At 67.3% G+C, this 13,373-nt stretch carries 12 protein-coding genes; 8 read left to right on the forward strand and 4 right to left on the reverse strand.

Features of this window, described 5'->3' with window-relative positions:
- Window positions 1-267: 267 nt before the first annotated feature.
- Complete coding sequence (locus PLE19_04345) at window positions 268-1,353, forward strand: uroporphyrinogen decarboxylase family protein (protein ID HPD14151.1); 1,086 nt, start codon at window positions 268-270, stop codon at window positions 1,351-1,353.
- An 85-nt stretch (window positions 1,354-1,438) separates the two neighbouring features.
- Here the strand turns inward: PLE19_04345 and PLE19_04350 are convergent, their stop codons facing one another.
- On the reverse strand, window positions 1,439-3,496 hold the full coding sequence (locus PLE19_04350; GenBank protein ID HPD14152.1) for an adenosylcobalamin-dependent ribonucleoside-diphosphate reductase: 2,058 nt from the start codon (window positions 3,494-3,496) through the stop codon (window positions 1,439-1,441).
- Window positions 3,497-3,733: 237 nt separating this feature from the next.
- On the opposite strand from PLE19_04350, the gene PLE19_04355 reads away from it, so the two are divergent.
- From PLE19_04355 to PLE19_04365, 3 genes are all read left to right on the forward strand, one after another.
- Window positions 3,734-4,540: an MBL fold metallo-hydrolase gene (locus PLE19_04355; protein HPD14153.1), complete on the forward strand. Its 807-nt coding sequence runs from the start codon at window positions 3,734-3,736 to the stop codon at window positions 4,538-4,540.
- A gap of 67 nt (window positions 4,541-4,607) precedes the next feature.
- Window positions 4,608-5,144, forward strand: a complete 537-nt coding sequence (locus tag PLE19_04360; protein ID HPD14154.1) for a flavin reductase family protein — start codon at window positions 4,608-4,610, stop codon at window positions 5,142-5,144.
- Window positions 5,145-5,192: 48 nt separating this feature from the next.
- A complete protein-coding gene (locus PLE19_04365) occupies window positions 5,193-6,698 on the forward strand; it encodes an FGGY family carbohydrate kinase (GenBank protein ID HPD14155.1) in 1,506 nt (501 codons plus the stop codon).
- A 115-nt stretch (window positions 6,699-6,813) separates the two neighbouring features.
- On the opposite strand, the gene PLE19_04370 is transcribed toward PLE19_04365, so the two are convergent.
- Window positions 6,814-7,998 carry a uroporphyrinogen decarboxylase family protein gene (locus PLE19_04370; GenBank protein ID HPD14156.1) on the reverse strand — a complete coding sequence of 395 codons (1,185 nt, stop codon included), beginning with the start codon at window positions 7,996-7,998 and terminating at the stop codon, window positions 6,814-6,816.
- A gap of 866 nt (window positions 7,999-8,864) precedes the next feature.
- Here PLE19_04370 and xylA point away from each other — a divergent pair.
- Entirely contained in the window at window positions 8,865-10,172 is a 1,308-nt protein-coding gene (xylA, locus tag PLE19_04375; protein ID HPD14157.1) for a xylose isomerase, read from the forward strand.
- Between the two features lie 227 nt (window positions 10,173-10,399).
- The gene (locus PLE19_04380; GenBank protein HPD14158.1) at window positions 10,400-10,675 is read left to right on the forward strand and encodes a four helix bundle protein; all 276 of its coding nucleotides are present in this window, start codon (window positions 10,400-10,402) and stop codon (window positions 10,673-10,675) included.
- Window positions 10,676-10,784: 109 nt separating this feature from the next.
- Here the strand turns inward: PLE19_04380 and PLE19_04385 are convergent, their stop codons facing one another.
- Together PLE19_04385 and PLE19_04390 are read right to left on the reverse strand one after the other, a co-directional pair.
- The gene (locus tag PLE19_04385) at window positions 10,785-11,132 is read right to left on the reverse strand and encodes a hypothetical protein (GenBank protein ID HPD14159.1); all 348 of its coding nucleotides are present in this window, start codon (window positions 11,130-11,132) and stop codon (window positions 10,785-10,787) included.
- Window positions 11,133-11,162: 30 nt separating this feature from the next.
- Window positions 11,163-11,501 carry a DUF1844 domain-containing protein gene (locus tag PLE19_04390; protein ID HPD14160.1) on the reverse strand — a complete coding sequence of 113 codons (339 nt, stop codon included), beginning with the start codon at window positions 11,499-11,501 and terminating at the stop codon, window positions 11,163-11,165.
- Window positions 11,502-11,652: 151 nt separating this feature from the next.
- Here PLE19_04390 and PLE19_04395 point away from each other — a divergent pair, with 151 nt between their 5' ends.
- Window positions 11,653-12,891 (forward strand): pyruvate carboxyltransferase, encoded by a 1,239-nt coding sequence (locus PLE19_04395; protein ID HPD14161.1) that lies wholly within the window; start codon window positions 11,653-11,655, stop codon window positions 12,889-12,891.
- Between the two features lie 30 nt (window positions 12,892-12,921).
- Window positions 12,922-13,365 (forward strand): hypothetical protein, encoded by a 444-nt coding sequence (locus PLE19_04400; protein ID HPD14162.1) that lies wholly within the window; start codon window positions 12,922-12,924, stop codon window positions 13,363-13,365.
- The last annotated feature ends 8 nt before the right edge of the window (window positions 13,366-13,373 follow it).

Consider the following 13,373-nt stretch of genomic DNA (forward strand, 5'->3'; position numbering starts at 1 on the left):
TCCGGCCCGAGACGCGACTCGCCGCAAGCACGGTGGCCGTATTCACTTGCGTTGAGCGAGCGGCCCCTCATCGCGGGCCAATGACCCCCAGGTCTCATGTCCGCTCCGGAGGGCTGTAGAGGCCGTTTCTGTGCGTTTTTCGCGGCGACGTAATAGCTTGACACATAGATACTTCGGGCGGTTGGCACCCCTGGCCTTGACTTGGCCCCCGCCGCCGCTACAATCGGCGGCGGTCGCTGGCATCGCCCTTGCCTTCAGGAGCTCGACATGGAGTTGCCCCCCCGCGAGCGCGTGCGCCTCGCCCTCGAACACCAGGAGGCCGACCGCGTGGCCATCCACGACAGCCCTTGGGCCACCACTGTCGCCCGCTGGCACACGGAGGGCCTGCCCGAGAAGGTCGGCCCCCACGAGTTCTTCGGCTACGAGTTCGCCGGCATCGGCCCCGACCTCTCGCTGCGACTGCCCACCGAGAAGCTTGAGGAAACCGACACCTACGTCACCCAGCGCGGCGCCAACGGCGCCGTCCACCGCAACTGGAAGGGCAAGACCTCTACGCCCGAACTCGTGGACTTCACAATCAAGACCCGCCGCGACTGGGACGAGCACAAGGCCCGCCTCGCCTTCGATGAGACCCGCCTCAACTGGGAGAACGTCAAGAAGACCCACGCGGACGCCCGCAAGAGGGGCCTCTTCCTCACCTTCGGAGGCGGCATCGGCTACGACCACAACTCCGGCAGCCTGCTCGGCCCCGTGCGGCTCCTCACCGCCATTGTTGAGGAGCCCGACTGGGTGGCCGAGATCTTCATGATGCAGGCCGACCTCGCCGTCCAGATCGTCGAGGAGCTGTTCGCCCGGGGGATTGACTTCGACGCGGCGTTCTATTACGACGACCTGGGCTATAAGAACGGCCTCTTCTTCGCGCCGCGGGCCTACCGCGAGTTGCTCCAGCCCGCCCACCGCCGTTACCTCGAGTCGTTCAAGCGCCGCGGCCTGCCCTGCATCCTGCACTCGTGCGGCAACGTCACCGAACTGGTCCCCGACCTCATCGAGACGGGCTGGACCTGTCTCCAGCCCCTCGAGGTGAAGGCGGGCATGGACCTCTTGGCGTTGAAGAAGAGGTATGGCGACGTGCTGGCCTTCATGGGCGGGATTGACGTGCGAAAGATGGCCGCGGCCGACAAGCACCCCAAGGCCCTGGAGGACGAGATCCGCACCAAGGTCGGCACGGCCAAGAAGGGCGGCGGCTATATCTACCACTCCGACCACTCCGTGCCCGACAACGTCAGTTTCGCCAGCTACCGCCGCGTGATCGAGCTGGTCCGCAAGCACGGCGCGTATGGCCGCAGGCCGTAGGGCGGCCCGAACCTCCCGCAGGTTCCGAACCTGCGGGAGGTTAGAGACAGGGCGCGCATACCTGCACGCGGAACCGGCACAGGAGCTAGGCCGTCTCGCCTTGCGGCCGCTCGCAGCGGGTGCAGGCGTCCTCGTCGAGGGCGAGCACCTGGCCGGCCGCCGAGCCGTAGCGGTAGACGGTGATGCCCTTGCAGCGGAGCTTCCAGGCCAGCTCGAAGATGTGGCGGACGTCGGCCGGGGCGGCGGCCTGCGGGAGGTTGCAGGTTTTCGAGACGGCGCTGTCGGTGTGGCGCTGGAAGGCGGCCTGAAGCCTTACGTGCCACTCCGGCGCGATGTCGAAGGCCGTGGGGAAGAGGCGCTGGACGCTCTTCGGCACGCCCTTGAGGCCGCGGCACGAGCCGCGGCGGGCGATCTCGCGAATCAGGTCGTCGCTGTAGAAGCCGCCCCGCTCGGCCGCCTCGCGGAAGAGGGCGTTCTCCTCGATCAGCGTGGCGCCGTCGAGCACGTGCCGCACGTAGGAGAGGGCGAAGAGGGGCTCGATGCCGCTGGAGCAGCCCGCGATGATGCTGATGGTGCCCGTGGGCGCCACCGTGGTGCACGTGGCGTTGCGCAGGGCGGCGAAGCCCCGCTCGGGCCACACGCTGTGGGCGAAGTGGGGGAATGAGCCGCGCCGCTCGCCGAGTTCCTGCGACGCCTTGCGCGCCTCGGCGGCCACGAAGCCCATGATTCGTTCGGCCAGGGCCACCGCCTCGTCGGAGTCGTAAGGCACGCCCAGCCGGATGAGGGCCTCGGCGAAGCCCATCACGCCCAGGCCGATCTTGCGGCTCGCCCGCGTGTTCGCCGCAATGGCGTCGAGCGGGTAGCGCGAGGCGTCAATCACGTTGTCCAGGAAGTGCACGCCCTTGCGCGCGACATCGGCCAGACGCGCCCAGTCCACCTCGCCGTCGCGGACCATCACGGCGAGGTTGATGGAGCCGAGGTTGCAGGCTTCGTAGGGCAGGAGGGGCTGCTCGCCGCAGGGATTGGTGGCCTCGATGACGCCCACGGCGGGCGTGGGGTTGTGGCGGTTGATCTCGTCGAGGAACACGAGGCCGGGGTCGCCGCAGCGCCAGGCCGAGGTGGCGATGAGGTCGAGCATCTCGCGCGCATTGTGGCGGCCCGCCGTCTTGCCGGTGCGTGGGTTCACGAGGTCGTAGTCCCGCCCCTTCGCGGCGGCGGCCATGAAGGCGTCGGTCACGGCGACCGAGAGGTTGAAGTTGCGCAGCGTCGCCCCGTCGAGCTTGGCGGTGACGAACTCCACGATGTCGGGATGGTCCACGCGGAGGATGCCCATGTTGGCGCCGCGGCGCCGGCCGCCCTGCTTGATCGTGTTGGTGGTTTCGTCGTAGACGTGCATGAAGGAGATCGGCCCGGACGCGACGCCGCCGGTCGAGCGCACGAGGTCGCCCTTAGGGCGCAGGCGCGAGAACGAGAAGCCCGTGCCGCCGCCCGACTGGTGGATGAGGGCCATGTCGCGCACGGTGTCGAAGATCTCGCGCAGCGAATCGCCCACGGGCAGCACGAAGCAGGCGGCCAGTTGCCCCAGCGGCGTGCCCGCGTTCATCAGCGTGGGCGAATTGGGCAGGAACTCCAGCCGCACCATCATCTCGAGGAACTCGTGCTCCGCGCGCTCGACATCGGCCTCCGGGTAGTTGGCGTCGGGCGCCGCGATGGCGCGGGCCACGCGCACGAACATCTCGTGAGGCGTCTCGGCCACCTCGCCCCGCTCGTCGCGGAGCAGGTAGCGGCGCTCGAGCACCTGGGTGGCGTTGAGGGGCAGCTTGAGGTCGTCGGCCACGCCGAGCAGGCGCTTCACGCGCCGCAGATCGGCCCGCCGCTGGCGATAGAGGATGTAGGCCTTCGCCAGGTCGGCCCGGCCCTCGCGCACGAGCACCCGCTCCACCGCGTCCTGGATCTGCTCCACCGTGGGCTGCCTGCGCAGGCGGGCGATGACGCGCGCCGCGCAGCGCTCGGCGAACGCGGGGTCGGCCGTGCCCACGGCGCGCTGGGCTTTGAGAATGGCCTGGGTGATCTTGCGCGGGTCGAACGCCTCGAGGCGCCCGTTGCGCTTCATCACGTGGGTTGGCGGCGGCTTCTTCGCCATCGGCGCCTTCCTCTCCCCTACCGCCTATTCTACGCGGCGCCGCCCGCACACGCAACCGGTGGTGGGGAGAGATTGGATGAACGGATGAATGGATGAATGGATGATTGGATGATTGGATGGTTGGGTGGTTGGATGGCTGGGCGGGAAACCCGCATTCTTCCATTCATCCACGCATCCACTCATCCTCTCTTGACAGCGCCTGCCCACCCCCTAGAATAGCGGCAGTGAAGGGGTGCTATGGCCAGAGCGTCGGGTGATTACATCAAGTTCCTCGGCACCGCGGGCGCGCGCTTCGTGATGATCACGCAACGGCGCAGTTCGGCCGGCGTGCTCTATTCGCTCGGCGGGTTCCAGCTTCTCGTGGACCCCGGCCCCGGCTGCCTGGTCCGGTGCTACGCCAGCCGCCCCAGGGTGGACCCTTCGAAGCTCGACGCCATACTGCTCACCCACGGCCATCTGGACCACGCGGGCGATGTGAACGTGATGCTCGAGGCGATGACCGAAGGCGGCCACCGCCATCGCGGCACGCTCTTCGCCCCCGGCGAGGCGCTCGACGGCGACCCCATCGTGATGCGCTACGTGCGCCACTACGTGGGGCGCATCGAGGTGCTCGGCGAGGGGCGGACCTGGGAGCTGACCCCGGGCGTCACCCTCACCACCCCCGTCCGCCACCTGCACAGCGGCGAGGCCTACGGCCTGCGGCTCGACACGCCGCGCCAGCGTATCAGCCACGTGGCCGACACCTCGTACTTCCCCGAACTCGTGCAGCACTACGCCCCGTGCGACGTGTTGATCGTGCACATGGTCCTCTATCAGGTGGACCCCGAGCGCAAGAGGCGCATCCTGCACATGGACCTGGCCGATGCGACGCGCCTCGTGGGCGAGGTGCGGCCCAAGCTGGCCATCCTCACCCACTTTGGCATGACCGTGCTCGACGCCAAGCCCTGGCTTGTCGCCGAGCGCATGAGCGAGGAGACGGGCGTGCGCGTGCTCGCCGCACGCGACGGGATGACGTTCGACCTGGATGAATGGATGAGTGGGTGAGTGGATGGATTTCCGGCGGTCCTCCACCCATCCAATCATCCAGTCATCCCCCTCAGGAGTTCACACCATGCCGAAGACCGCGGTTGAGTACACCGACTACCTCAGGGAGACGATGGCTGTCCTCGCCGACCCCGGCTGCCTGCTCGCCACCCAGGGCAAGGACGGCACGCAGAACGCCATGACCATCGGCTGGGGCACCCTCGGGATCATCTGGGGGCGGCCGGTCTTCGTCGTCCTCGTCCGCCCCTCGCGCTACACGTGGACGCTGCTCGAGGAGAACGGCGACTTCACCGTGAACGTGCCCCCGCCCGAGCTGCGCCGGGCCGTGGGCATCTGCGGCTCGAAGTCCCGCCGCGACTACGACAAGTTCATCGAGACCGGCTTGACGCCGGTGCCGAGCGCCCGCGTGGCCGCGCCCCTCATCGAGGAGTGCGTCGTCACCTACGAGTGCCGCACGATCCACAAGAACCAGGTCATGCCCGACGCCCTGGCGCCCGCCGTGGTGAAGGACTGCTATCGCTCGGGCGACTTCCACACGCTCTATTACGGGCAGATCCTGGGCGTCCTGGCGGACGCGGATGCGCGCGAGCGGTTGAAGAGTTGAGCGCGGGGCAGCGACGCCCCGCCTACAGCACGAGAGAGGAGACTCCCAATGGCCCGCCGCATTGCCCTCGTGATGGACTGTGGCTCCACCACCACCCGCGTCGTGGCTGTGGACGAGCGGGGCCGGCTCGTCGCCCAGGCGGGCGCGCGCAGCGGCCCCAGCCCGCAACTCGGCGGCGACAAGAGCTGGGTCGTGTGGGACCTCGACGCGCTGTGGACGCGTCTCGCCCGGCTCACAAGACAAGTGTGCGCGAGGATCAGGCCGAGCGACCTCGCGGCCGTCACCATCACCACGTGGGGCGCCGACGGGGCGCCCGTGGCCGCCGACGGCACACTCACCTATCCCCCCATCTGCTGGCAGTGTCCCCGCACCGCGCCCACCGCCGAGGCGATCACGAAGAGGGTGTCGGCCTGGGACCTCTTCCGCACCACGGGCTACCAGGTGATTTCGTTCAACACGCTGCTCCGGCTCCTGTGGCTCCGCGAGAACGCCCCGGAGGCTCTCGACGGCGCGAAGGCCTGGATGATGATGGCCGGCCTGCTCAGCCACCGCCTGTGCGGCGAAATGAGCATGGACTACACGGGCGCCTCGACGATGATGGCGATGGACCTGGCCCGCCGCACCTGGTCGCCGAAGCTGCTCAAGCTGGCCGGCGTGGACGCCAGCTTCTTCCCCCGCTTCGTGGAATCGGGCGAGACCATCGGCACGGTCACGGCGAAGACGAGCCGAGCGACGGGCATCCCCGCCGGCACGCCCGTCACCGCCGCGGGCCACGACACGCAGTTCGCCCCCATCGGCTCCGGCGCTCGCCCGGGCGAAGCCATCCTGAGCAGCGGCACGTGGGAAATCCTCATGGCCCGCGTGCCAAGGTTCACCGCCAACCGCGCCGGCTTCGATGGCGGCCTCATCATCGAGGCCGATGCCCTCCCCGGCCTCTTCAACCCCCAACTGCTGATGATGGGCTCGGGCGTGCTGGAGTGGCTGGCGAGGCACTTCTACGCCGACGTGAGCGAGACGCCGAAACTCTACCCCACGATGATCGGCGAGGCGGCGGCGCTCGCTCCGGGCGCGGGCGGGGTCACGCTCATCCCGAGCTTCGTGGCTGGCACCGGGCCCACCAAGCGCTACGGCACGCTGGGCACGGTTCTCGGCCTCACCATCTCGACACAACGGGGCCAGGTCTACCGCGCGGCGCTCGAGGGGCTGGCCTGCCAGCTTCAGTTGGCGATTGAAATGCTCAAGACCGCAACGGGCTTCGCACCCAAGGGCATCCGCGTCGTGGGCGGGGGTTCGAAGAACGACCTGTGGAACCAGATTCGCGCCGACGTCACCGGCCTGCCCGTCACCACCATCGAGCAGAAGGAAGCCACGGTCCTGGGCGCGGCCATCTGCGCCTTCGTCGGCACGGGCGTCTACCCATCGGTGAAGGCGGCCCAGAAGGCGATGAGGCTGAATGAGACGGTCTTCCGCCCGTCGAGGCAGCGCGATGCCTATCAGAAGCTCTACGCAGCTTACAAGGCTGTCCTCCCGAGGCTCAAGCCGCACTATTCGTGAAACGTGATGCGTGATACGTGATGCGTGATACGTGATAGGACGGAGGAGGAGCCACGAAACCTCTGCTCCTTGTCTTCTCTTCTCACGCATCACGTATCACGCATCACGTTTCACGCTACCTCATCTCCCTCCATGCTTCGATCAGCGCCATTGTGTTCCGCCACACCTCGTCCGATGTGTCGCGGATATTGTCCACGGGGCTGAGGATGAAGCCGTCGGGGCCCAGGGTGTCGAGGGCCAGGCGGACGGCCTCGCGAATCCCCTCGGGCGTGCCGCGCTCGACCGTGAGGAAGCCGTTCACGCCGCCCCAGAGGGCCAGCTTGCCCGCCGTGCGACGCTTCATCTCGGCCATGTCCGTGCCTTTGCCCTGAATCGGGTCCACGCCGATCAACACGTCCACGCCCGCCTCGATGATCATGTCGAGGAGGGGCATGGCGCCGCTGGTGAGGATGTAGCCGAACTTCGCCCCCGCCTGGTGGGCCATCCTCACCTCGGCCGCGAGGCGGGGGAACAGGAAGCGGCGATAGAGCGCCGGCGACCAGAAGTCCGTGCCCTCGTACCAGGCTCGGCGAACGAGCAGGTCGGGCTTCGCGTCGAGCATCACCTCCATCCGCCAGTGATTCCAGCGGCTCACGACGTCGAGGACGGCGTCGAGCAGTTCGGGCTGGTCCATCGCCATCATCACGGAGTCCTGGAGCCCGCAGAGCCAGGCGAGCGCGTCGGCGCCGATGCCCCAGCCGGCAGCGGAGAGCAGGCCGCGCTCGTGGGCGAAGCGGGTGCCCTTGGCCCAGAGCTGGCGGGTGCGGCTCAGTTCGTGCCGCCGCGGCGGGGCCAGAAGGTAGCGGAGCGCGGGCAGGTCATCGGAGCGCGTCACCAGCGGCTTCGTCGCGCGGGCCTCGATGTAGTCGTCGAGGAACGGCACGTGGTCGCCGGACGCCCAGTCGTCGGTCTGCTGCACGGTGCAGGCGAGCGTGCCGGCGGGCGTGGCGTATTCCTTGTGAAGGAGCGGGTAGCGTTCGCCCTTCACCACTTCGCGCCACTCGCGCACTCGGACCTCGGGGCCGAAGGTCACGGGCGGCCCAGGCGCATCGCCGGCGTCCCTCACCTCATCGGCGTTCAGGTGCCAGAGGTCCACCACGGGGTCGAGGCCCAGTTCCACCTGGCGTTCGAAGAACTCGAACGGGCCGGCGCACCGCTGCTCGCACGCCGAGAAGATCATGAACGACAGCGGCACATAGTCCGCCGCCTTCCCCTCGATGGCGCAAAGCATTCGCTCGCGGGAGGACATTGCTTCCGACATTCCTGGCCTCCAAACGTCGCGGTTTCCGCCGCTGGCTCCCGTCGCGACAAGCGTCCCGCTTGGCGAACGGGCGGAGAAGCCGCAAGCGGAACGCTCGCGGCTACGTCAACCACAAGTCCCTGCGGTGCCAGAAGGCTGCCCATCCAAAGCCACCTCACGGACTCCGTCTTCGGCTTGATGGGGATGTCCTCGATCGGGACTCCCTCGTCAGGGTCGGTCTCCTCCGTCACGTCTCCTTCCTGCACCGGCTCCGGAACCGGGGCCGGGGACTTGTAAATCCCGGGAAGAGCTATATCGTGGAATCCGGGCTTGAGGGCCGTCTTGGCTGGGGAGGAGGGTGATTCCGGGGTCGCGGTAGGCCGCCAGGCGGCCCGACTCGGCGCAGCCGGCCACACACACGGCGGCAACGGCGCCCAGGAGGATGCAGAACTCTGTGGTCGCAAGCCCACGCTTCCTCACCAGAATCGCCTCTGGCGGGTGCGGCAATGTCCCATAGCCTGTGACTATACATGCCTCGCCAGCCGTGTCAACCGCGCGCGAGCGCACACGCCGAAGTGGGCGAGTCTGCAAAGTCTGGGCGACTCTGAGCCGGAAGGCCGAGAATCGGCGATCCGCGAGTCTGGAAGCAGGGGACTCTGCGCGACTCTCGGCGGAAAGGCCGAGAATCGGCGATTCGGCGCGCCCGGAACGGAGAACCCCGTGCGACTCTGAGCCGGATGGCCGAGAATTGCCAAACGGCGGGATGAACTGGGCCAGACCGCGTTGATTCGGCTTGACAAGCGTCGGAGGGGGGGCTATTCTAGGGAAACTGTGTGGGGCCGGGGAGCGGGCACCTTCGGTTGGGGACTGGAAAGGAGTTGACTGCCGTGGGCGAATTCTTCCCTGGCATCGGCAAGGTGAAGTACGAGGGGCCGGATTCGAAGAATCCGCTGGCCTTCAAGCACTACGACCCGAAGCAGAAGGTGCTGGGCAAGACGATGGCCGAGCACCTGCGCTTCAGCGTGTGCTTCTGGCACACGTTCAAAGGCACGGGCAGCGACCCGTTCGGGCCGGGGACGATTCGGCGCTCGTTCCAGGGCGGCGACCCGATGACCGAGGCCGAGAACACGCTGCGGGCGGCCTTCGAGTTCTTCACGAAGCTGGGCGTGGGCTTCTGGTGCTTCCACGACCTGGATATCGCGCCCGAGGCCGACTCGCTGGCCGAGACGAACAAGCGGTTCGAGAAGATGGTGAGCCTGGCGGCTAAGCTCCAGAACGAGACCGGCGTGAAGCTGCTCTGGGGCACGTCGAACATGTTCTCGAACCGCCGCTTCATGGCCGGCGCGGCGACGAATCCCTCCCCCGCGGTCTTCGCCTACGCGGCGAGCCAGGTGAAGCGGGCGATGGACGCCACCAAGAAGCTCGGCGGCGCGGGCTACGTGTTCTGGGGCGGCCGCGAGGGCTACGAGACGCTGCTCAACACCGACATGGGCCGGGAGCTGGACCACCTGGCCCGCTTCCTGCACATGGCCGTGGACTACAAGAAGCAGATCGGCTTCAAGGGACAGTTCTACATCGAGCCGAAGCCGAAGGAGCCGACGAAGCACCAGTACGACAGCGACGCCGCCGCGTGCTATGCCTTCCTCCAGAAGTACGGGCTGGTGGACCACCTGAAGCTGAACATCGAGGCCAACCACGCCACACTGGCGGGGCACACGTTCCACCACGAGCTGGCTTTTGCCGCGGCCAACGGCATCTTCGGCTCGGTGGACGCCAATCGCGGCGACCTGATGCTGGGCTGGGACACGGATCAGTTCCCGACCGATCTCTACGACACCACCCTGGCCATGTACATCATCCTCAAGGCCGGCGGCTTCACCACGGGCGGCCTCAACTTCGACGCCAAGGTGCGGCGCCAGTCCATTGACCCCGAGGATCTCTTCTACGCCCACATTGGCGGCATGGACGCCTTCGCCCGCGGGCTGAAGGCTGCGGCGAAGATGCTCAAGGAGGGCAAGCTCGAGAAGTTCATCGCCCAGCGCTACGCGGGCTGGAAGACCGATCTCGGCAGGAAGATCGAGGCGGGCAAGGTGGGCTTCAAGGAACTCGAAGCCTATACCCTCAGGAACGGCGAGCCGAAGATTCAGAGCGGGCGGCAGGAGATGCTCGAGAACATCCTCAACGAGTACATCTGAGCCTCGCACGCTTGCACTGAGATACACGCGACCCGCGCGGGCGAAAGCCTGGGCGGGTCGTGCTGTTTGAGGGCAATCCCAGATTCCGCATCCCAGATTACGGATTCACGAAACGGGCAGGCAGCCTTCATCGCTCCAAGGAGCCGGCGTACACCCACGCCGCGGTCCCGGATCCTCTGCAACCTGGAATCTGCAACCAGGGGTTCCTCGGTACGGAGGATGAGGCGTTGGCGACGTACAGGAGCTTCGAGGACCTGCCAGTGTGGCAGAAGGCGATGGACCTGGCCGATGCGCTGTTCGATGTTGCCGAGACGGAAGCCTTCGCCCGCCGCTACAGCCTCCGCGACAGCGAACTCAAGGGGCAGCGGCACTTCGGCGCCAAGGAGAAGGCGGCGAAGCTGGCCGAACGCGAGCGGGAGGCGTTCGATGCAAAGGCCGCCGAAATGGTCCGTCAGGCCGGAGAACGAGAGAAGGCGCGCCGAGCGGAGCACGGCAAGGCGTGATCCCGGCTACCAGACTGCAAGTTACAGATTGGGGACCCAAGAGGGCAAGGCGAACAGCGGCCCCGCTCTTCGCTCCCCAATCTGGAATGTGGAATGTGGGATCTGGGACTCACTCGGACTGGGCGGGGGGAGCGACGGCCTGGGCAGCGGCCATCGCGGCATCGGCCTCGCGCCAGCGCTGGGCGACCTTCTTCTCGCGCTCGGTGACCTCGCGCTCCTTCGCAAGGGCCTCGCGGCTGGCCTCGACCTCGCGGCGGGCGAGATTCACGGCATCGCGGTCTCGGTCCAGGGCGGCGCGCTCGGCCTTGAGCTGCTTGCGCTCTTCCTCGTGCGCGCGCTGGAGCAGCGCGACGAGTTCGCTCAGCAAAGGGGCGACTCGCTCGTAATCGGCCTGCGGCAGGCGGCCTTTCAGCGACCCAATGACATCCTTGATCGCCTGGCTGGTGGGGAAATCCATCTTCGGGGGCTCCAGGGGGCCGGTCGGGGGCTACTTGCTGGCCTCGACGTAGCCCATGCGCAGCCGGTAAAGCACGCCATCCAGGTAACGCTTCTCGATGTCGGTCAGGTTCCCGCGCGTCTTGTCCGAGAGCATCTGGAGCAGATCAATGGAGAACCTGGCGCTCTTGAGGTCCACCTCTTTCTTCTTGCTCAGCGGGTTCTCGATCTGGCCGAGGCTCACGAGCACTTGGGTGGCCAGGCTGGAGACGAGGATCGTGAACTTCGCCTCGGGCGTCTCGACGGCCTCCTCGAAGCTCATCTCCTTCTCTTCCTTGCCGGCCGAGGGCTCCTTTCCGGGGGCTACCTTCTCCTGGGCATCTTCGGGCATTGCTCTCTCCAGCTCTCTCCATCCCCGTACCGCAGAATCGGGTGCATGCTAGCGCAACAGGCCGAGAGTGTCAAGCAGCACGCCGGGAAGCTTTGACTGAGGGGCACCAACCGGCTACAATCGCCGTCCCCACTGGCGACAGGAGCACGCAATGGCAAGGCACCCCTGGAAGTCGGACCAGTACTTCGTCAGCCCCTGGAACTACGCGCCCGAGGTCACGAGCGGCCTCGACCTGCCGCACAAGGTGCAGTTCCACGACATCACGCTGCGCGACGGCGAGCAGCAGTCGGGCCTCTGCTTCCGCAAGGGCGATAAGGTCCGGATCGCCGAGGCCCTGGCCGAAGCGGGCGTGGACCGCATCGAGGCGGGCATGCCCGCTGTCTCGAAGCAGGACGCCCAGGCGATCAAGGCCATCGTCCAGGCCAGGCTCGGCCCGAAGATCTTCTCCTTCGCCCGGTGCATGGTGCCCGATGTCCAGCGCGCCCTCGACACGGGGGTGGACGGCATCGTGGTGGAGATTCCGTGCAGCGAGCACATCATCCGCCACGCCTACAAGTGGCCGCTGGAGAAGGCCATCGGCCTGGCCATCGAGGCCACCCGCTTCGCCCACGAGAACGGTCTCTACACGGTCTTCTTCCCCATTGACGCCAGCCGGGCCGAGATGGACTGGTTTCTCCAGACCATCGCCCGCGTGGCGACCGAGGGGCACATGGACGCGCTGGCGCTGGTGGACACCTTCGGCGGCGTGAGCCCCAGCGCGATGGGCTACCTCGTGCGCAAGGTCAAAGAGCGGGTCAAGGTGCCCGTCGAGACGCATTTTCACGACGACTTCGGCTGCGGCACGGCGAACACGCTGCTGGGCATCGCCGCGGGCTGCGAGGTGGCCCACGTGACGGTGAACGGCATCGGCGAACGCTGCGGCAATGCCTCGCTTCAGGAGGTCGCCCTGGCCCTCAAGACGATGTACAACGTGAAGACCCGCATCCGCTGCGAGAAGCTCTACGCCCTCTCGAAACTCGTGCAGAAGGTCTGCGGCTACAGGCTCCCCACCAACGCCCCGATCGTGGGCGACCGCGTGTTCGAGATCGAGTCGGGCATCATCGTGAGCTGGCTGCGCAACTGCGGCCTCGAGCACGCCCTCGAGCTGTTCCCCTACCACTGGACGCTCATGGGCCAGAGCGGCCCCAAGGTGCTCATCGGCAAGAAGAGCGGCATTGACACCGTGCGCCACTACATGGAAGTCCTCGGCCGCGCCGACGAGGCTGACGACGATCAGCTCATGGCCATCCTGCGGAAGGTCAAGGACGAAGCCCTTCGCCAGAAGGGCCTCCTCGAACTCAGGCAATTCGAGTCCATCGTCGCCAAGGTCCTCGGCCGCAAGAAGCGCTGAGCGCCTCGCCACCCAGGGGGAACGAACACCGTGGAAGAAACGCCTCCAGAGAGTTCGCCGCACCGCAATAGCCTGATCAACTTTGACCTCACCCGGCGTGAGGAGAAGGAGGAGCCGGTCCGGAGCGGCCCGCAACGCACGCTGGTCTGGGCAGGGCTGATCGGGTCGCTCGCGCTGATGGCGGCGGGCACGCTGATCACCATGGTGGGCCGGCAGCCCTGGGGCCTCTTCCTGTTCCTCGCCGCGGCGATGCTCTATCTCTTCTGCCGCTGCCTGACGATCGGCGTGCTGAACACGGCGCCCAAGCTCTTCTCGGTCATCCTCCTGCTGGCCGGCGCATTCATCGTGTCGAGGTGGGAGGCTCTTTCGCTGATGGGCGTGGTGGGCATGGTGTGCCTGGGCGGCGCGCTGGGCCTGATGATCCTCGGCGGCTTCGGGCACCACGCGGCCTCGCACAAGCGCCCCGGCCATTGAGCGGCCTG

This window comes from Planctomycetota bacterium (genome assembly GCA_035384565.1).
In the GTDB taxonomy this organism is placed as follows: domain Bacteria; phylum Planctomycetota; class PUPC01; order DSUN01; family DSUN01; genus DAOOIT01.

Bases quoted from the DNA above. Each gene is read 5' to 3' on its own strand.
- PLE19_04345 (HPD14151.1), top strand. From the start codon at position 268: ATGGAGTTGCCCCCCCGCGAGCGCGTGCGCCTCGCCCTCGAACACCAG.
- PLE19_04350 (HPD14152.1), bottom strand. From the start codon at position 3,496: ATGGCGAAGAAGCCGCCGCCAACCCACGTGATGAAGCGCAACGGGCGC.
- PLE19_04355 (HPD14153.1), top strand. From the start codon at position 3,734: ATGGCCAGAGCGTCGGGTGATTACATCAAGTTCCTCGGCACCGCGGGC.
- PLE19_04360 (HPD14154.1), top strand. From the start codon at position 4,608: ATGCCGAAGACCGCGGTTGAGTACACCGACTACCTCAGGGAGACGATG.
- PLE19_04365 (HPD14155.1), top strand. From the start codon at position 5,193: ATGGCCCGCCGCATTGCCCTCGTGATGGACTGTGGCTCCACCACCACC.
- PLE19_04370 (HPD14156.1), bottom strand. From the start codon at position 7,998: ATGTCGGAAGCAATGTCCTCCCGCGAGCGAATGCTTTGCGCCATCGAG.
- PLE19_04385 (HPD14159.1), bottom strand. From the start codon at position 11,132: ATGGATTTCCCCACCAGCCAGGCGATCAAGGATGTCATTGGGTCGCTG.
- PLE19_04390 (HPD14160.1), bottom strand. From the start codon at position 11,501: ATGCCCGAAGATGCCCAGGAGAAGGTAGCCCCCGGAAAGGAGCCCTCG.
- PLE19_04395 (HPD14161.1), top strand. From the start codon at position 11,653: ATGGCAAGGCACCCCTGGAAGTCGGACCAGTACTTCGTCAGCCCCTGG.